This window comes from Collinsella sp. LCP19S3_D5 (assembly GCF_052121415.1).
Taxonomy (GTDB): Bacteria; Actinomycetota; Coriobacteriia; order Coriobacteriales; family Coriobacteriaceae; genus Collinsella.
This window is the reverse complement of record NZ_JBQKEH010000005.1, coordinates 1-18862: the sequence shown is the minus strand read 5'-3', so window position 1 is coordinate 18862 and position 18862 is coordinate 1. Positions and strand designations below refer to the sequence as shown.

Annotated in this window: 13 protein-coding genes; 10 read left to right on the top strand and 3 right to left on the bottom strand. The window is 61.0% G+C overall.

All coding sequences use genetic code 11. The features are described 5' to 3' along the window. Positions 1-8: 8 nt before the first annotated feature. Genes smc through ffh form a run of 3 tightly spaced genes read left to right on the top strand, consistent with a single transcriptional unit; the run spans position 9 to position 5966 of the window. A complete protein-coding gene (gene smc / locus ACTQXO_RS03195; RefSeq protein WP_441033351.1) occupies positions 9-3545 on the top strand; it encodes a chromosome segregation protein SMC in 3537 nt (1178 codons plus the stop codon). Beyond that, complete coding sequence (gene ftsY, locus ACTQXO_RS03190) at positions 3545-4462, top strand: signal recognition particle-docking protein FtsY (RefSeq protein WP_271807278.1); 918 nt, start codon at positions 3545-3547, stop codon at positions 4460-4462. Before smc ends, ftsY begins: the two co-directional genes overlap by 1 nt. Positions 4463-4472: 10 nt before the next feature. After that, entirely contained in the window at positions 4473-5966 is a 1494-nt protein-coding gene (gene ffh, locus ACTQXO_RS03185) for a signal recognition particle protein (protein WP_441041149.1), read from the top strand. 116 nt (positions 5967-6082) lie between these two features. Here ffh and ACTQXO_RS03180 read toward each other — a convergent pair whose 3' ends face one another. Next, positions 6083-6847, bottom strand: coding sequence for a NifB/NifX family molybdenum-iron cluster-binding protein (locus tag ACTQXO_RS03180; RefSeq protein WP_154515461.1), 765 nt, complete (start codon positions 6845-6847; stop codon positions 6083-6085). A 216-nt stretch (positions 6848-7063) separates the two neighbouring features. Between ACTQXO_RS03180 and thyA the strand changes: the two genes are divergently transcribed. The 4 genes from thyA (at position 7064) to ACTQXO_RS03160 (ending at position 10940) form a co-directional block, all read left to right on the top strand. Beyond that, positions 7064-7912: a thymidylate synthase gene (gene thyA / locus ACTQXO_RS03175; RefSeq protein WP_154515464.1), complete on the top strand. Its 849-nt coding sequence runs from the start codon at positions 7064-7066 to the stop codon at positions 7910-7912. A gap of 9 nt (positions 7913-7921) precedes the next feature. Then, on the top strand, positions 7922-8440 hold the full coding sequence (locus ACTQXO_RS03170; protein WP_441545428.1) for a dihydrofolate reductase: 519 nt from the start codon (positions 7922-7924) through the stop codon (positions 8438-8440). A gap of 109 nt (positions 8441-8549) precedes the next feature. Further along, positions 8550-9464, top strand: coding sequence for a TrmH family RNA methyltransferase (locus ACTQXO_RS03165; RefSeq protein ID WP_427719619.1), 915 nt, complete (start codon positions 8550-8552; stop codon positions 9462-9464). A 126-nt stretch (positions 9465-9590) separates the two neighbouring features. Beyond that, positions 9591-10940, top strand: a complete 1350-nt coding sequence (locus ACTQXO_RS03160) for an MATE family efflux transporter (protein WP_441545427.1) — start codon at positions 9591-9593, stop codon at positions 10938-10940. A gap of 84 nt (positions 10941-11024) precedes the next feature. On the opposite strand, the gene ACTQXO_RS03155 is transcribed toward ACTQXO_RS03160, so the two are convergent. Continuing rightward, positions 11025-11510, bottom strand: coding sequence for a cob(I)yrinic acid a,c-diamide adenosyltransferase (locus ACTQXO_RS03155; protein WP_441545426.1), 486 nt, complete (start codon positions 11508-11510; stop codon positions 11025-11027). 92 nt (positions 11511-11602) lie between these two features. On the opposite strand from ACTQXO_RS03155, the gene ftsH reads away from it, so the two are divergent. Both ftsH and ACTQXO_RS03145 read left to right on the top strand, forming a co-directional pair. Continuing rightward, the gene (gene ftsH / locus ACTQXO_RS03150; RefSeq protein ID WP_195838531.1) at positions 11603-13495 is read left to right on the top strand and encodes an ATP-dependent zinc metalloprotease FtsH; all 1893 of its coding nucleotides are present in this window, start codon (positions 11603-11605) and stop codon (positions 13493-13495) included. A 75-nt stretch (positions 13496-13570) separates the two neighbouring features. Then, positions 13571-14023: a DUF523 domain-containing protein gene (locus tag ACTQXO_RS03145; RefSeq protein ID WP_441545425.1), complete on the top strand. Its 453-nt coding sequence runs from the start codon at positions 13571-13573 to the stop codon at positions 14021-14023. A 130-nt stretch (positions 14024-14153) separates the two neighbouring features. Here ACTQXO_RS03145 and ACTQXO_RS03140 read toward each other — a convergent pair whose 3' ends face one another. Then, positions 14154-15242, bottom strand: a complete 1089-nt coding sequence (locus ACTQXO_RS03140; RefSeq protein ID WP_441545424.1) for an iron-containing alcohol dehydrogenase family protein — start codon at positions 15240-15242, stop codon at positions 14154-14156. A 510-nt stretch (positions 15243-15752) separates the two neighbouring features. On the opposite strand from ACTQXO_RS03140, the gene ileS reads away from it, so the two are divergent. Next, positions 15753-18530, top strand: a complete 2778-nt coding sequence (gene ileS / locus ACTQXO_RS03135) for an isoleucine--tRNA ligase (protein WP_441545439.1) — start codon at positions 15753-15755, stop codon at positions 18528-18530. Positions 18531-18862 lie beyond the last annotated feature (332 nt).

Below are 18862 nucleotides of genomic sequence, written 5' to 3'. Positions count from 1 at the left end.
GAGGAACCGTGTATCTCAAGTCCCTTACGCTCAAAGGGTTCAAGTCGTTTGCCGACCGCGCTCATATGACGTTTGAGCCGGGCCTGACCGTCATCGTCGGTCCTAACGGCTCGGGAAAATCGAATATCTCCGATTCGATTCTGTGGGTACTGGGTGAGCAGAGCGCCAAGCAGCTGCGCGGCCAGGCCATGGAGGACGTCATCTTCTCGGGCTCGTCGGCGCGCAAGCCGGTGGGCGTCGCCGAGGTCACGCTGGTGCTCGATAACTCGGACCATGTGCTGCCTGTCGACTTTGATGAGGTTGCCATCACCCGCCGCATGTATCGTTCGGGCGAGAGCGAATACCTCATCAACTCGAGTCCGTGCCGCCTGATGGATATCCAGGATATTTTGCACGATTCGGGCTTGGGTAAGGATACGCATTCCATTATCAGCCAGGGCAAGCTCGATGCCATTTTGCAGAGCCGTCCCGAAGAGCGCCGCGTCCTTATCGAGGAGGCTGCCGGCATTTCCAAGCACAAGCGCCGCAAGGAGCGTGCGCTCAAAAAGATTAAGTCGATGGACGAGCACCTTACTCGTGCCCGCGACATCAATAAGGAGATTGCCCGTCAGCTGCGACCGTTGGAGCGTCAGGTCGATCGCGCGCGCAAGTACAAAGAGCTGTCCTCGCGCGCGAACGAGCTTACGCAGATGCTGGCCGTTGACGAGCTTCGTTCGCTGCAGTCGCAGTGGAACGATCTGGAGAGCCGTTCCAAAGAGGGTGCCGCCGAGCTGGAGCTTGCGCAGTACCGCTTGGGCGAAAAGGAGCGCGAGCTCGAGAAGCTCCAGGTGATGCTCGAGGAAAAGGGCCTGTTTGTGGGTGACTTGGGCGAGCAGCGCCGTCATATGCAAGATGTGGTCGGCCGTATTAACTCCGATATGCGCCTGCTCGAGGAAAAGGGCCACAATATGGTGTCGCGCCTGTCCGATATGCGCGGCCAGATTTCGAGCTCCGAGCATCAGCGTCGTCGCGTGGTCGAGGAGCTCGAGGATGCACGTGCCCAGCTAGAGGAAGTGACCGGTGCGCACATGCAGGCCCAGGACGACGTTGACGCCGCCGGCCCTGCCGCTGCCGAGCTCCACGAGCGCCGTGTTGCGCTCGACCATCAGATTTCGCAGCTTACGCGCGAGCAACGCGATGTGCAGCGCGTGGCCGACAAGGCTGCGCTCGAGCTTGCCAAGGTGAAAGACTCGCTGAGCAATGCCGAGGTCGAGGACAACATGTACGCCTCGCGCCTGGAGCAGATTGACGAGCAGCTCGAGGAGGTCACGGCCTCGCTCGAGAGTCGTCGCGACCGCGCCGAGGAGCTCGACGGCGCGCTCGATCAGGCTCGCCAAGCCCAGGCCGATGCGCGCCAGGCCACCGAGGTCGCCCGTGCGGCGTTGAAGGACTTGCGCGCCCGTGAGAGCGAGTCGCGCAACAAGCTGTCCGAGGTGCGCTCTGAGCTTGCGAGCCAAAAGAAGCTCGATGCCCGTATGGCCGATAGCTCGCCGTTGGTGAGCCGTCTGGTAGGGGCATTGGGCGATGACGTAACGGGCCGTCTGGGCGACGTGCTCGAGGCGCCGCGTGAGCTTGAGGGCCTGGTCGAGCAGCTGCTTGCCGGCGATATCGATGCCCTGTTGTTTGATGACGCCGCCACGCTTGAGCGTGCCGGTCGTGCGGCTTTGGACCAAAAGAAGGCCTCGGGCGAGGCACTGCTGGTGGCGCGTGGTGTGAGCGGCTCTGCTGCTGCCGAGGGCGCTGCCGGTTCGCGTCTGGTTGATCGCCTGTCCGTGCGTGCCGGTTATGGCCCGATTGTCGAGGCGCTGCTCGGCGGCTATTACGTGGTCGATGACTTAGCTGCCGCGCTGGCGGCGCCAGTCGTTGACGGTGTGACTTATGTGACGCCCGATGGCGCTCGCGTGAGCTTTGGTGGCCTGGTGCGCGTGGGGCTCGATGCCGGCGAGGCCTCGGGTGCCCTGGAGCGGAAGCGCCGCATTCGCGAGCTCGAAGGCCTGGAGCCCGATTTGGCTGCCGTTTTTGAGCATGTGTCGAACCAGGTTATCGAGGCCAATGCGGCCGTCGAGGAGGCGCGTGCCGCCGAGGGTGATGCCGCCGGCGAGATCGCCCGTCTTGAGGGCGAGCGCCGCTCGCTGCTCTCCGAGATTGGCCGCCTGGAGCAAAGCGCCAACAACGCCGAGGTCGAGCGTGCGCGCATCTCCAGGCGCCGCGAGCAGGCGGCCGAGGCCGTTCGCGCCGCGCGCCCGCGCGTTGACGAGCTCACCCGTTCGCGCGACGAGGCCCGTGCGCAGGCAAGCGACCTGGGTCTCCAGATTGCCGAAGCCAACGACGAGCTCGATCGCGTGCGCCGTGACGATTCCGAGGCAGCCGGTAAGCTCGCCGATGCCAAGGTGCGCCTGGCCCAGACGAGCGAGCGCCTGCGTTCGCTGAAGGGCCGCGTGCCCGATCTGGAGCATCGCCTGGAGGGCATTGACCGCCGTATCCGCGGAACACGTCAGGCTTCGCGCTCGCTCGAGCTGCTGCGCCTGCGTGTCGATCCCATGCACGAGCGCTATTCGGCCCTGCTGGAGCGTGCATCTGATTGGGCCGCGCGCCTGCGTGACCAGGCCTCACTCGAGGAGGCAGACTCGGCTTCGCTCAAGAAAACCATCGAGGATGCCAAGGCCGAGGTCTCCCGCGCCAAGGAGCGGGTCGATGCCGCCACGGCGACACAAAACGAGTTCAAGGTCGCGCGCGGCAAGCTCGAGGTGCAGGTAGAGGCGGCCATCAAGGCCATTACCGCCGATGGCACCACGGTGCTTGAGGAAGCGCTCATGCTTCCTGCTCCCACCGACCGCGACGCCGCCGAGCGCGAGCTCAACCAGCTCGTGCGCCAGATCAACAACCTGGGCCCTGTGAACCAGGTTGCCATGGAGGAGTACGAGCAGCTCAAGCGCCGCGCCGATTACATCGAGGAGCAGCTGGCCGATCTGGAGAGCGCGCGCAAGGCGCTCACCAAGATTACCGTGGCCATCGACCGTAAGATGCGTAAAGCCTTCCTGGTGACCTTCGAGAAGGTCGATGCGAACTTCCGCGAGATCTTCGCCATGCTGTTCCCGGGTGGCCAGGCACATCTGGAGATGACCGACCCCGAGCACCCGGCCGAGACGGGCATCGAGGTCGTGGCGCAGCCGCGCGGCAAGCGCATCACCAAGATGATGCTCATGTCGGGCGGCGAGAAGAGCCTGACGGCGCTTGCCTTGCTCTTTGCCGTGTATCGCACGCGTACGGTGCCATTCTATGTGCTGGACGAGGTCGAGGCGGCGCTCGATGACGCCAACCTGTCCAAGCTCATCGGCGCGCTCGACGTGCTGCGTTCCGATACGCAGCTCTTGGTTATCTCGCATCAGCGCCGTACTATGGAGGACGCTGACGTCCTCTACGGCGTCTCGATGCAAGCTGACGGCGTCAGTCGCGTCGTCTCGCAAAAACTCGATCGCGAAACCGGAAAGGTCGTGAATGCATAATGGGATTCTTCGATGCTCTCTCGCGCGGACTTGAGCGCAGCCGCGAGGCCCTCAACGAGGTCTTTTACTTTGGCGGCGAGGTCGACGAGGATTTTTGGGAGGACCTAGAGGACACCCTCGTCATGGGTGACATGGGTGCCGAGGTCGCCATCCAGGTCTCCGACGACCTGCGCGATGCCGCGGCCAAGAAGAACCTCAAGACCGCCCCGCAACTCCGTCGGGCCCTGGCCGAGCAGCTCGAGCAGCATTTTGTACCCGTCGAGCGCGATCCGTTCGCCGACACGCCGAGCTGCGTGCTGTTTGTGGGCATCAACGGTGCCGGCAAGACCACTACGGTCGGCAAGATCGCGAGCGCCATGGCCGCCCGCGGCAAGAACGTCGTGATCGGCTCGGCCGATACCTTCCGCGCTGCCGCCATCGAACAGCTCGATGTGTGGGGCCAGCGCGCCGGCGTCCCCGTCATAAAGCGCGACCGCGGCTCAGACCCGGCAAGCGTTTGCTACGACGTGCTCGACGAGGCCGATAAGCGCGGCAGCGACCTGGTGCTCATCGACACCGCCGGTCGTCTGCACACGAGCCCCGAGCTCATGCGCGAGCTTGCCAAGGTGGTCAACGTGACGCGTAAGCGCGCCGCCAATATGGCCGCCGGCCCCATGCCCGTCTCGGTCGTCCTCGTGATCGATGCCGCGACGGGCCAAAACGGCCTGAACCAGGCACTCGAGTTTAATGAGGCGCTGGGTCTGGACGGTATTATCATGACTAAGCTCGACGGCACGGCAAAGGGCGGTATCGCCATGGCCGTGGCCGAGAAGCTCAAGCTCCCGATCCTGCGCGTGGGCGTGGGCGAGCAGGTCGATGACCTGCAGGAGTTTAATGCCAAAGATTTCTGCCGCGCCCTGGTGGGCGAGTCCAACTAAGGAGTGACCAGTGTTTGATTCTCTGAGCGATCGCCTCAACGACACATTTGACCGCCTGCGCGGCAAGGGCAAGCTGACCGAGGCCGATATCACCTCGGCCATGCGCGACATTCGCATGGCGCTGCTCGAGGCCGACGTCAACTTTAAGGTCGTCAAGGAGTTTGTCGCCAAGACCAAGGAGCGCTGCATGACCGCCGAGGTCATGGAATCGCTGACGCCGGCGCAAAACGTCGTCAAGATCGTGCTCGACGAGCTCACCGAGATGCTCGGCTCCACCGAGAGCAAGCTCGTCTTTAGCAACCGCATTCCCAACGTCATTATGCTCGTGGGCCTGCAGGGCTCCGGTAAGACCACGGCGGCTGTAAAGCTGGCATACCTGCTCAAGAAGCAGGGCCGCTCGCCGCTGCTCGCCGCGTGCGACGTCTACCGTCCCGCCGCTGCCGACCAGCTGGCCACGCTTGGTGGAGAGATCGGCGTGCCGGTCTTCCGCGGTGACGGCGAGCACCCGGTCGATATTGCCAAGGGCGCCATCCAGGAGGCCGTCGACCACCTGCGCGATGTGGTCATCGTCGATACCGCCGGTCGTCTGCAGATCGACGAGCAGATGATGCAGGAGGCCGTGGACATCAAGAAGGCCGTCAAGCCCGATCAGGTGCTGATGGTCGTCGATGCCATGACCGGCCAGGATATCGTCAACGTTGTCTCGACCTTCGCCGAGCGCACCGACTTTGACGGCGTGATCATCTCCAAGCTCGACGGCGATGCCCGTGGCGGCGGCGCGCTTTCGGTGCGCCAGGTGACCGGCAAGCCCATCAAGTTCGTGAGCATGGGCGAGAAGCCCGATTCGCTGGAGCCGTTCTATCCCGACCGCATGGCCAAGCGCATCTTGGGCATGGGCGATGTCGTCGGCATTATCGAGAAGGCCCAGGAGGCAGCCGATGCCGAGCAGCTCGAGGCTGCCGAGCGCATGCTGCGAGAGGGCTTTACCATGAACGACATGCTCGACCAGATGAAGGCCGTCAAGAAGATGGGCGGTATGAAGGGCATTCTGGGCATGCTTCCCGGCGGCCAGCGCGCGCTCAACCAGATGGGCGGCAACCTGGATGAGGGCATCTTCGACAAGAACGAGGCCATCATCATGTCGATGACCAAGGAGGAGCGCCTGCGTCCTTCCATCATCAACGGCCAGCGTCGCGCCCGCATCGCCAAGGGTGCCGGCGTGACCCCCACCGAGGTCAATAGCCTTATGAAGCAGTGGGGCGAGATGAACAAGATGATGGGTCGCATGCGCTCGATGGCCAACCAGGCGCAAGCCGGCGGCAAGAAGGGCAAGAAGGGCAAGAAGGGTAAAAAGATGCGCATGCCCAATATTCCCGGTCTGGATGCCATGGGCCTGGGCAGCATGGGCGGCCTGGGTGGCCTGGGTGGCATGGGAACAGGTGGTCCCAAGTCCGATATGGACCTGCTGCGCCAGATGGAAGCGCAGATGCGTAATAAAAAGTAACGACTGGTTGAGTCGAGTATGGCGAAGGCCGCCTGGATGGTACTCCAGGCGGCCTTCGCCGTTCGTTCGCAGGTTTTCTCACGCGCGGAAGCGTGTTGGCGTTGAGGTGCTTGCCACTAGTGGCAGCCACAGCCCTCGTGCCCATCATGGTCGTGGTGGCCGTGGCAGCCGCAGGACTCGCCATGCTCGTGGGCGTGCTCGTGCTCGTGCCCATGGCAGTCGCAGGTGGCCTCGCCGGTCTGCGCGAGCGTGCCGGCAATGAGGGCCTCGACGCAGGCGTCGCAGCTGCCCTGGGCGCCCGCATAGACCGTGATGCCTGCCTGGGTGAGCGCGTTGATGGCGCCGCCGCCGATACCGCCGCAGATGAGCGTATCGACGCCACCGTTGGCGAGCAGACCCGCTAGGGCGCCGTGACCAGTGCCGCCGGTGCCTACGACCTGCTCGTTGAGCACCTTGCCATCCTGGATGTCATAGATTTTGAACTGCTCGCTGCGGCCAAAGTGCATAAAGATGTTGCCGTTGTCGTACGTCGTTGCCACCCTCATGGTGCCGACCTCCTTTGCTGGCCATATGGCCGTCGTCGTAGGTGTAGGGGAGTATGCGATATTGCCGCCCTCGATACTAAGTGCTCGCCCGTTGACCAGCGCGTTTGCCACCTTGCGATGCGCGCGGCTGCAGATGGCCGCCACGGTGGCACGGGCGATGCCCATTTGCTGGGCGACGGCCTCCTGATTGAGGCCTTCTAGGTCGCAAAGCCGTAGGACTTCGAGCTCATCGACCGTCATGTCGATGGCGTCTCCGCTGGCAAGGCCGTCAGGGGTAAAGCCGCGATATTCGGGAATGATCCCAACACGGCGCAATTTTTCGCGTCTTCCTGCCATACACTCTCCAAATCTGACATATGTCAACAATAGGATAGCGCGTATACGAAACGCTTCAAGCTATTTTTGGCATATGTCAAAAAAGCTAAAGGTGCACCATTTACGAATGCGGTGCCGTACTGCCGTGCATTGCGTGTGCCGCCCCAAGTGTGCAATTCGATGCTGCGCGCCTGGGCTACAATAAAAATCGCTTATAGGCGACTGACAGGAGGGTCAATGAGCAAAGCTGATCAACAGTTTGTAGCCATGTGCCGCGATATTCTGGACCATGGCACCACTACCGAGGGCCAAAAGGTTCGTCCGGTGTGGGAGGACGGCACCCCTGCCTATACCATTAAAAACTTTGGCGTTACGGCACGCTACGACCTGCGTGAGGAGTTTCCGGCGCTTACCCTGCGTCGTACGGCCCTCAAATCTGCCATGGACGAGATCTTGTGGATCTATCAAAAGAAGTCCAATAACGTGCATGACCTCAACAGCCATATTTGGGATGAGTGGGCCGACGAGACCGGCTCCATCGGCAAGGCCTACGGGTATCAGATTGGGCAGAAGAGCCATTATGCCGAGGGTGACTTTGACCAGATGGACCGCGTGCTGTACGACCTTAAGCACACGCCGTACAGCCGCCGCATCATGACCAATACGTACGTGTTTAGCGACCTGTCCGAGATGCACCTGTATCCGTGCGCCTACAGCGTGACCTATAACGTCACGCAGCGCCCGCAGGACGATAAGCCAACACTCAACATGATTCTTAACCAGCGCAGCCAGGACATTTTGGCCGCGAACAACTGGAATGTGTGCCAGTACGCCATTTTGCTGATGATGGTCGCGCAGTCGGTCGATATGATCGCTGGCGAGTTGCTGCATGTGATCGCCGATGCCCATATTTACGACCGTCATGTCGATATCGTCCGCGAGCTTATCGAGCGTCCGCAGTTTGCGGCTCCTAAGGTAACGCTCAACCCCGATGTGCATGATTTCTACGCGTTTACGACCGACGACTTGATCGTTGAGGGCTATGAGCACGGCCCGCAGGTCAAGAACATCCCCATTGCGGTGTAGGTGACGCGCATGACGTGTAAGCTTTCTGCCATTGTCGCCGTGTGCGATGACTGGGGCATTGGGTGCGAGGGTGACATGGTCGTGTCCAACCGTGCCGACATGCGCCATTTTGTGGCGTGCACCAAGGGTTGTCCGGTTATTATGGGACGCAAGACCCTGCTGAGTTTTCCCGGCGGGCGTCCGCTCAAGAACCGCCGCAACATTGTGCTCACGCGCGACGAGGGCTTTGCCCCCGAGGGTGTCGACGTAGTGCATAGCGTTGACGAGGCCTTGGCCGCGGTTGCCGATGAGCCCGTTGCCTGGGTGATCGGTGGCGGCGATGTCTATCGGCAGTTTTTGCCGTACTGCGTGGAGGCCGAGGTCACGCACAACCATTGCACCCATGCCGTGGACACGTACTTTCCCAATTTGGATGTCGATCCTGCGTGGGAAGTTGTGCGGCGCGACGGGGTTGCCACGATTGCCGCGGGCGAGGGCGACGAAGGCCTCGATTATGAGTTTGTGATATATCGTCGTGTTGATGCTTAAATCGTCTGGCGTGAACGGTATCACCGGGTTGATTGAATGCATGGGGCGGCGCTTAGCGTCGCCTCGTTTGGTATAGATGTGCTGTAAAGAAGGGTACGGGCTGGCTGCTATGACTGATGCCGTTGAGGTGCTGCGAATCGATTCCCTTAATGATGAGCGGCTCGACGCCTACGTGCGACTGACGGAGCGCGAGCTGCGCTGCGTACTGGAGCCGCAAAAGGGCATCTTTATCGCCGAGAGCGCCAAGGTCATCGAGCGCGCGGTACGTGCCGGATACGAGCCGGTGAGCTTTCTTTTGGGTGAGCGCTGGCTCGATCAGATGATGCCGCTGTTCGAGCGTCTGGTTGTACGCGAGGGCGCAGGTCCGGTTCCTGTGTTCGTGGCCTCCATGGAGCTCATGGAGCAGTTGACGGGCTTTAACGTGACGCGCGGTGCGCTCGCGGCGTTCCGTCGCCCGCGTCAGATTCCGGTTGATGAGTTCTTGGGCGGCGTCGTCGAGGTGGCGGGTGAGCGCCCGGTCCGCGTGTGCGTGCTCGAGGGTATTGTCGACCATACTAATGTGGGTGCGATTTTCCGCTCGGCGGCAGCGTTGAATGTCGATGGCATTTTGGTAAGCCCCACTTGCTGTGACCCGCTGTATCGCCGCTCAGCCCGCGTGAGCATGGGCACGGTGTTCCAGGTGCCCTGGACGCGCATTGGCAGCGAGGCGCGCGTATGGCCGCATGATGGGCTGGCGGCGCTGCACGATGCCGGCTTTTCGTGTGCCGCCATGGCATTGACGGATGATTCGGTGTCGTTGGACGATCCCGCGTTGCGGGAGATTGACCGGTTGGCGATCTTTATGGGCACCGAGGGCGCCGGCCTGGGCGCCAAGACCATCGCGGGCTGTGACCGGGCTGTGCGTATTCCGATGGCGCACGGGGTCGATTCGCTCAACGTGGCCGCGGCGAGTGCTGTCGCTTTTTGGCAGTTGTGTCCGCACGTGAGCAACGAGTATCACTACCAGCCGGGACTGTATCACTAGGCAGATATTTTGCACCGGGCTCTGATTCCGTGTGTTTCGGTTGACGCCGGTCGGTGCTAAGCTGGTGTCGGCTTTGGTCATAAAATTGACGTTTTGTTGTTTGACGTGCGCTGGTGGGGAGGGCGTGTGGCTAAGAAATCTACGGCTATCGATGTAACACAGGGTGTTATTTGGCAGCAGTTGCTTTCGCTGTGCGTTCCCATCTTTTTTAGTTCGTTCTTTCAGCAGGCCTACACGCTTATCGGTACCTATATCGTCGGTCAGTTTGGCGGCAAGCTCGCGCTGGGTGGCATCCAGGCCACGATGGTGCTCACGGAGCTCTGCATCGGTTTTTGCGTCGGTGTTGGCGCCGGCTGTGCTGTTATTACGGGTCAGTATTTTGGCCAGCACGATGATGAGCGACTGAGTCGTTCGGTCCATACGGCCATGACGCTCGCTCTGGTGGGCGGTATCGTCGTCTCGATTCTGGGCATAGTGTTCGTTGAGCCCATGCTGGTGCTTATGAATACGCCGCATGAACTATTGGCCGAGGGTGCGGCCTATGCTCGTTGCTATTTTGCCGCCATGGTTGCGGCGCTGCTGCTCAATATGGGAACGGCACTGCTGCGTGCCGTGGGCGACACGCGTGGACCTGCCGTGATCATCGCTTCCGGCTGCCTCGTTAATGTGGTGCTGGATATCATATTTGTTGCCGTGCTGCATATGGAGGCTCTGGGCTGCGGCATCGCGGTGGCGCTGACCATTTGCTCCAACGCCACGATGATCGTGATTCGCATGATGCACGCACCGGGTGCGTGGCGGCTTTCACTCTCCAAACTCGGCATTGATCCTGGTATTTGCAAGAGCATGATCTCGTGTGGTCTGCCGCTTGGCTTTCAGTCTGCTGCGTATTCGATTTCCAACGTTTTGATTCAGGTGTCGGTCAACTCGTTTGGTGCCGATGTCACCACGGCTTGGGGTCTTTCGGGCCGCTTAGATGGCATTGTCTGGATGGTTACCGAGGCGCTTGGCGTGTCGATCACCACGTTCTCGGCACAGAACTTTGGCGCGCGCAACTACGAGCGCATGCGCAAGGGCTACCATACGTCGCTCGTGCTGTCGTTTATGCTCATTGGTGGCCTGTCTGCCGTGCTGCTGGTGTTCTCGGGTCCTCTGTCGCGTCTGTTTGTCGACGATGCTTCGATTTCGGCCTACACCACGACCATCATCCATTTTATTGCGCCGTTCTATGCGATTTTCTCGATTATCGAAAACGCGTCGGGCTCCATTCGCGGTGCCGGCGTGAGCTTGCAGCCCATGATTCTCACGATTTTCGGCACCGTCGTGCTCAGGGTGATCTGGGTGTTTGCGATCATGCCTTTCGATCCGTCGCTTGAGCTCCTGCTGCTGGTTTACCCCGTAACCTGGCTCATCACGGCCGCGATGTTCACCATCTACCACCACAGCGGCAACTGGCTAGGCCGCGCTACTGCCTAATGATCCGTATGAGACAGAGAAAACGGATCATTGCTCTCCGTGGTGATGTCGATGATTCGTTTTCCTCCGTCCCCTTTGGATCAATTAGTATTCGATGCCTTGACGGGCTAGGAGGCCTTCGTCGAAGTAGTGTTTGACGGGGCGCATTTCGGTTACGAGGTCGGCAAGGTCGGCGAGGGGCAGCAAGCCGCGGCCAGTGAGCACGAGCTCCGTGGTGGTTGGTTTCATCGCGATCAACGCTTCGACATCTTCACGCGTCACAAAGCCCCGTCGCATGGCTTCTCCCAGCTCATCCAAGATCAGCACGTCGACTTGGCCAATCTGCTCGCGCGCCAGCTCCATGATCTGTGCGGCACAGGCTTCGGGCGTGTCGCGGTCGGCTTGTACGATGCAAAGCCCCAATCGAGGAGCTGCGTCATGTTCGGCGCAGTGAAGCTTCTTGGCAAACTGAAGCATGAGCACGTTAAGTCCATAGCCCGTGGCGCGCAGCGCGAGCCCCAGCGCAGCCGTCGTCTTGCCCTTGCCGTCGCCCGTATAGATTTGAACCTTGCCGACTTCCAGTGATGCCATCTCTGTCCTTTCGTGCCCGGTGTCGGTTTATCGCCGGCCGGGTTGGGTATTCTAGTTAGCATTATCAACCCCAGTAGATGGAGTTCAAGCAGATGGAGATGGATGACAACAAACGTAGACGGAATATGATCCTCTACGTGCTCATCGCCTTCGTCGTCTACCTCGTGCTCTCGACCGTTCTGTTCCCCAACATCGGTCACACGCAGCAGATTACGAAGACCGATTACTCGACGTTTGTCAAAGCGCTCGACAAGAAGAGCGTCGATAAGGTCGAGTACAACACGGACGATTACTCGATTTATTACACCAAGAAGGGCGAGGACGAGAACATCGCCTACAAGACGACCGGTGTGCCGAATGATGCGGGCTTTACCGATCGCGTGCTTGAATCTGGCGCCTCGCTTGAGTCGGTCGTTCCCGATAAGAACTCGGGTCTGATGACTTACTACCTGCTCACCCTCATTCTTCCCATGGCGATTTTCTTCCTGATCGGCTGGTGGCTCAACCGCCGCATGAAGAAGGCCATGGGTGATGACGGTCCGTCGATGAACTTTGGCGGCGGCGGTTTTGGCGGCGGTGGACTGGGCAAGTCCGGCGCGCGTGTGATTGCCTCCAAGGACGTGGGTGTGACCTTTAAGGATGTTGCTGGCCAGGAAGAGGCCAAGGAGTCCCTCAAGGAGGTCGTCGATTTTCTGGAGAAGCCGCAGCGCTACGAGGAGATTGGCGCCAAGCTGCCGCGCGGTGCCCTCCTTGTCGGCCCTCCGGGTACCGGTAAAACCCTGCTTGCCAAGGCTGTGGCCGGCGAGGCAGGTGTGCCGTTCTTTAGTATTTCGGGCTCTGAGTTTGTTGAGATGTTCGTCGGCCGCGGCGCCGCCAAGGTTCGCGATCTGTTTAAGCAGGCCAAGGAAAAGGCCCCGTGCATCGTCTTTATCGATGAGATCGATACTATTGGCAAGAAGCGCGACGGCGGCGGCTTTAGTGGTAACGACGAGCGCGAGCAGACGCTCAACCAGCTGCTGACCGAGATGGACGGCTTCGATAACCACAAGGGTATCGTCGTCCTCGCTGCCACCAACCGTCCCGACAGCCTTGACCCGGCCCTGTTGCGCCCCGGTCGTTTTGACCGCCGCATCCCCGTTGAGCTGCCCGACCTGACCGGCCGTAAGAACATTCTTGAGCTGCACGCCAAGAGCGTGAAGACGCAGCCGCCGATCGATCTGACCGCGATTGCCCGCGCCACGCCCGGTGCCTCGGGCGCCGACCTGGCCAACATTATCAACGAGGGCGCCCTGCGTGCCGTCCGCGAGGGTCGCAAACGCGCCACGCAGGACGATTTTGAGGAGTCGGTGGAGGTCGTCATCGCCGGTCAGCAGCGCAAGTCCACGGTGCTGTCCGACCACGAGAAGCAGGTCGTTTCTTACCACGAGATCGGTCATGCCATCGTTGCCGCTCGCCAGAAGGGCTCTGCGCCGGTCACGAAGATCACCATCGTGCCGCGCACGAGCGGTGCTCTGGGCTACACCATGCAGGTCGAGGAGGATGAGCGCTTCCTGACCACGCGTCAGGAGATCCTGGACAAGCTCGCCGTCTATTGCGGTGGCCGTGCAGCCGAGGAGCTCATCTTTGGCGAGATGACGACCGGCGCCGCCAACGATATCGAGCAGGCCACCAAGCTCGCCCGTAACATGGTGACGCGCTTTGGTATGTCCGATGAGTTTGGCATGATGGCGCTCGGTACCGTGCAGAACGCGTACCTTAACCAGGATACGTCGCTCACCTGCGCCCCCGGTACGGCCGAGCGCGTGGACGCGATTGTCGCCAAGCTGATCGAGGATGCGCACGACCGCGCCCTGCAGATCCTGAAGGAGAACAAGTTTAAGCTCCACGAGCTGGCTCGTTATCTGTACAAGAAGGAGACGATCACGGGCGAGGAGTTTATGAATCTCCTCACGCGTGAGAATCCGCTGATGCCAAAGCAGCAGTAATACTAGTTGTGCAGTGCTTTCGCCCCATTTGAGTGTCCACCTCAAATGGGGCGTTTTGCTTGGGAAGGGTTGTATATGAAGATCGTGGTAAGTGCCTGCTTGATGGGCGAGAGCTGCAAGTATAACGGGCTCGATAATTACCATCGCGAGCTGGTCGAGGCCTGCGAGCGCACGGGAACCGAGGTGCTCCTCGTGTGCCCTGAGGTTTTTGGTGGTCTGCCCACACCGCGCAAGCCGTCCGAAATTGTGAACGGCGAAGTCCGTACCTGCGAGGGCGTGTCCGTTGACAGGGAATTTCGCTTGGGTGCCCAACGAGCACTCGATATGTGCGAGCAGGCGGGCGGGCCATCCGAGATCGCCGCGTGCATCTTACAGGACCGTAGTCCCTCGTGCGGTGCAGGTCGCGTCTACGATGGCACCTTTAGCGGCACGCTCACCGCGGGCAACGGTGTCTTCGTCGACCTGCTCCTGCGCCACGGGTACCGTGTGATTCCCGCAAGTGAATTTGACCCGAGCATGTTGGAATAGCAAATGAAAGGGGGCGGCCATCGAGTAGATGGTCGCCCCCTTTACTGGCAAGCTAAACAATTTCAACAGATATTCAATGGCGTTTTCCCAGATAAAACCTGCCAAAATAAACCTGTCCCTTTTTGGTAGGTTAGGCGAGGAGGGTGTGGCCGTAGGTGTTGGCTGCCTTGATGGCGGCGGCGAACTTCTCGTCGGTGAAGGGCTTGGGGTTACCCTGCTTCCACTCGTTGGTGGCGTGCGCGTACTCGCACAGGGCAGGGATATCGGCCTCGGAAAGCCCGACCTGCTCAAGCGTCACGGGCAGGCCCATCTGCTTGTTAAAGGCGGCATAGCGCTCAAGGTTTTCGGTGTCGCCCGTGTAGGCGAACAGCACGAGCACGCCCAGGCTTACGACCTCGCCGTGCAGGTAGGTGCCCTCACGCGGAATGCTGCAAGTGGCGTTGTAGAACGCGTGTGCGACGCTCGAGTTGTAGTAGTAATCGTTCTGGTTGGTCAGGTTCGAGACATATCCCGTGTTGACCACGATGTCGAGCGCGATCTGCTTGACGGCCTCGCTCGACAGGTCCTGGCGCACGTCCTCAAGACCCTGGACGCCATAGGTAAACAGCGGCTCGGAGCAGGTGTGGGCGAGTGCCAGGCCAAGACCGGCGGTGTGCTCCAAATTTCCGGCGCTCGTGGCGTACTCGACCTCGGGCTGCTTGGACAGGGCATCGCCCACGCCGGCCCAGAAGTACTCTGCCGGAGCCTCGGCGATGATCTTGGGGTTGATGAAAATGTGCGCCGGTCGGTTGGGGTACGAATAGCCCTCGAGCGAGCCGTCGTCGTTGTAGACAACGGCAATGGCGGTCGCGGCGGAGCAGTTGGAGCAGATCGTCGGCACCGTAAAGACGATCTTCTTGAGCTCGATAGCTGCGGTCTTCACGGTGTCGAGTGCCTTGCCGCCGCCGCAGGCGATAAGCACGTCGGCTTCCTGGCAGGCGGGGGAGTTTACGACCTTGGCGATATTGGCGCGTGTGCTGTTGGTGCCGTAGACGCGCGTCTCCAGAACCTCGACGCCGGTGCCTGCCAGCGCGGCTTCGATACCGGGAAGTGCTGCAGCCAGTGCTCGCTTGCCACCGATGATTGCGACCTTGGTCGCTCCGTATTCGGCCAGCGCGCCGGGCAGCTCGTCGAAGCAGTCCTCGCCGACGGTATAGTCGCTCATTCCGATCGTGCGCATAGCAACCTTCTTTCGTTCGATAAAGTGCTTTCAGGTATTTTGCTCCTAGAGAAGGTCCACAGCCGCGAGAAATTTCGAACGTATAAAACCAGTGTTGAGGGTTTTTCGCCGGCGCGGAACGTGCTAGCATACTCCGCATAAGCGTTGATGGGGACGAGTAGTCGGCCGTCCGCATGCTACAGAGAGCGGGGAGCGCTGAGAACCCGTGCATGCGACCGATGAAAATCACCCCGGAGCTGCGGTCCCAACGGACGTGCCGCGCAGGCACGTCTTAGTAGATATCGCCGAGATGGTCGTCGATACAGGCCAGCCGAGTAACGGATGCGAGCGCGCGGCGACGCGGGCGAGGGCATCTAAGCTGGGTGGTTAAGCGAAGAGCTTTTACGGGCAGACTGCCTGTCTTGTGGCGCTTCGTCCCAGCTTGTAGGGACGGGCGCTTTTTTGGTGCCCAGAGGGCGTGCGCGCCCATGACAAGAAAGGGGTACCGTGGCAAACGAGTACAAGCAGACGATGAATCTGCCCAAGACCGGTTTTCCCATGCGTGCCGGTCTTTCCAAGTCCGAGCCCAAGCGACTCAAGGACTGGCAGGACAACAAGGTCTACGAGCAAGTTCTAAAGAAGAACAAGGGTCACAAGCAGTTCGTGCTGCACGACGGCCCTCCGTATGCCAACGGCCCGATCCACATCGGCCACGCCATGAACAAGATCTCTAAGGACATGATCAACCGTTACTGGATGATGCAGGGCTATGAGGTTCCCTATGTCCCCGGTTGGGACTGCCACGGTCAGCCGATTGAGCACAAGGTCGAGGAGAAGCTCGGCACCGAGAAGTTCAACCAGACCTCCACGGCTAAGATCCGCGAGCTTTGCAATAAGTTCGCTGTCGAGAACATCGAGCTGCAGAAGGCCGGCTTCCGTCGCCTGGGCGTGCTTGGCGACTGGGACAACCCGTATCTGACGCTCTATCACCAGCATGACGCCGCCGACATCGAGGTCTTCAAGGCCATGTTCGACAAGGGCATGATCTATCGCGGTCATAAGCCCGTCCACTGGTGCAAGCACTGCCACACCGCGCTGGCCGAGGCCGAGATCGAGTACTCCGACGAGACGAGCCCGTCCATCTTCGTGCGCTTTGAGATGACCACTAAGCCTGCCGGTCTCGAGAACTTCGACGGCCCGGTTGACTTCATCATCTGGACGACCACGCCGTGGACCATCCCCTCCGACCAGGCCGTTTCCCTTAAGCCCGGCGCCGCCTATGTTGCCGTTGAGCACGATGGCCGTGCCGAGGTCATGCTCGAGGACCTGGCTCCCAAGTGCTGTGAGGAGTTTGGCTGGGAGTACACCCCGGTCATGGTCGACGGTAAGCCCTATGTGGTTCCCGCTGAGACCTTCCACCACATCCACTACAAGCAGCCGATCTTTGACGGTGTCGAGGGCGTGGCACTGCTGGCCGATTACGTCGGTGTCGATGACGGTACCGGTATCGTCCACAACTCGCCCGGCCACGGCGTCGACGACTGCTTCGCCTGCCTCAAGGAGGGCATCACCGATATCTGCATGCCGGTCGATGACGACGGTAAGTTCTACACCGGCGAGGAGTTTGGTACCGGTGGCCCCTTCAGCGGTATGGATACCGACGAGGCCAATCCGCACATCATCGAGTTCCTGCGCGAGCGCGGCACCCTGGTCCTCGAGAAGAAGATCACGCACAGCTATCCGCACTGCTGGCGCTGCAAGCACCCGGTGCTCTTCCGTGCTACCGACCAGTGGTTTGTCTCGATGGACAAGACCGGTTTGCGCGAGCAGGCTGGCAAAGAGATCCGCGAGAACGTCAAGTGGTATCCGGCCCACGCGGCCAACCGCATCGGTGCCATGGTCGAGCAGCGTCCCGACTGGTGCATCAGCCGTCAGCGCAACTGGGGCGTGCCTATCCCCAGCTACACCTGCGCCGACTGCGGCGAGAAGGTCATGAACGACGCCACGCTCGACGCCGTCATCAAGCTCTTCCACGAGAAGGGCTCCGACGCCTGGTTCACTGACGCTCCCGAGAGCTACCTGGGCGAGGCTTGCGTCTGCCCCAAGTGCGGCGGCCATCACCTCAAGGCCGATAAGGACATCCTCGACGTGTGGTGGGACTCCGGCGTGTCCTGGAAGGCCGTCTGCGAGTATCGCCCCGAGCTTGAGTACCCGGCGGATGTGTATCTCGAGGGCTCCGACCAGCACCGCGGTTGGTTCCAGAGCTCGTTGCTCACCTCGGTGGGTGCCAACGGCCACGCTCCGTACAAGGCAGTCGTCTCGCAGGGTTTCACGCTCGATGGCCAGGGCCGTAAGATGTCCAAGTCGCTCGGCAACGTCATCGACCCCAACAAGGTCTGCGACGAGATGGGCGCCGATATCATCCGCCTGTGGGTCGCCTCGGTCGATACCAGCTCCGACGTCTCCATCGACCACGAGATCCTTGCTCGTACGTCCGATGCCTACCGTCGTTTCCGCAACACGCTGCGCTTCCTGCTCTCCGAGCTCGAGGGTCAGTTTGAGCCCGAGACCGACGGCGTCGCCTTTGCCGACCTGCTGCCGCTCGACAAGCTCATGGTTGCCCGTCTGACCCAGGTCCAGGCCGAGGTCGACGACGCCTACGCCAGCTACGAGTTCCCGCGCGCCTACCGTGCGCTCTACGACTTTGTGGTTACCGAGCTTTCCAACGTGTACCTCGACGCCCTGAAGGACCGTCTGTACTGCGACAAGCCCGGCTCGCTCGAGCGCCGCAGCGCCCAGACCGTGCTGGCTGAGCTCTTCTCGATGCTCATGCGCGACCTGCAGCCGATCCTGTCCTACACGGTCGACGAGGCCATGGCCTATGCGCCCGCCGGCTGCGTCGATCACCAGAAGTACGCCGCGCTGCTCGATTGGTACAAGTCGCCCATCACGGTCGACGAGGCCAATGAGTTCGAGGGCGTGCTCGAGGCCTCGCTCGAGCTCCGTAGCGCTGTGACCAAGGCCCTTGAGGATGCCCGCTCCGCCGGCACCTTCACCAAGAGCCAGCAGGTCCGCGTCAAGGCGGTCGTTCCCGCCGAGATGTATGCGCTGCTGACCGGCGACAAGGCCGTCGATCTGGCCGAGTTCTACATCGTCTCCGATGTTGAGCTAACCCAGGGCGAGGAGCTTTCCGTTGCTATTGAGGCCGCCGAGGGCGAGTGCTGCGACCGTTGCTGGAACTATCGCACCACCGTCGGCGAGTACAACGGTCACGCGCATATCTGCGAGCGCTGCGCGAATGCCTTGTAGTTATGCTGTTTTACCAAACCGCGTAACAGGTTGACGCTGCAAACCCGCCAGAGCGGCAATCTGCCTTTCAGCTTCGGCGGCATGACCAGAAGGTCTATGCCGCCTTGCTTCAAGGCACCTTGTTCGCCCTGGACGTCGCTCGCTCATATGACCCAATCCGCTGTCAAGAGCCACAATGGCCCCGCCGACCGCTTGCAATCGGTCGGCGGGGCCTGCCGTTGAACCCGTCCCGGTCCGCCCCCGGCATGTCATCGACGCCTTCGGCTCAGTCTCATATCCGCGGATACCGTTCTGTCGGCCCGCACTCCATTCCTTCGGCGGGGTTCCCCAAG

What these genes read in the sequence shown, in the direction of transcription:
- ACTQXO_RS03140 (WP_441545424.1), bottom strand. Translation starts at nt 15,242, where the DNA reads ATGCGCACGATCGGAATGAGCGACTATACCGTCGGCGAGGACTGCTTC.
- ftsH (WP_195838531.1), top strand. Translation starts at nt 11,603, where the DNA reads ATGGAGATGGATGACAACAAACGTAGACGGAATATGATCCTCTACGTG.
- ACTQXO_RS03170 (WP_441545428.1), top strand. Translation starts at nt 7,922, where the DNA reads ATGACGTGTAAGCTTTCTGCCATTGTCGCCGTGTGCGATGACTGGGGC.
- thyA (WP_154515464.1), top strand. Translation starts at nt 7,064, where the DNA reads ATGAGCAAAGCTGATCAACAGTTTGTAGCCATGTGCCGCGATATTCTG.
- ileS (WP_441545439.1), top strand. Translation starts at nt 15,753, where the DNA reads ATGAATCTGCCCAAGACCGGTTTTCCCATGCGTGCCGGTCTTTCCAAG.
- ACTQXO_RS03145 (WP_441545425.1), top strand. Translation starts at nt 13,571, where the DNA reads ATGAAGATCGTGGTAAGTGCCTGCTTGATGGGCGAGAGCTGCAAGTAT.
- ACTQXO_RS03155 (WP_441545426.1), bottom strand. Translation starts at nt 11,510, where the DNA reads ATGGCATCACTGGAAGTCGGCAAGGTTCAAATCTATACGGGCGACGGC.
- ACTQXO_RS03165 (WP_427719619.1), top strand. Translation starts at nt 8,550, where the DNA reads ATGACTGATGCCGTTGAGGTGCTGCGAATCGATTCCCTTAATGATGAG.
- ftsY (WP_271807278.1), top strand. Translation starts at nt 3,545, where the DNA reads ATGGGATTCTTCGATGCTCTCTCGCGCGGACTTGAGCGCAGCCGCGAG.
- ACTQXO_RS03180 (WP_154515461.1), bottom strand. Translation starts at nt 6,847, where the DNA reads ATGGCAGGAAGACGCGAAAAATTGCGCCGTGTTGGGATCATTCCCGAA.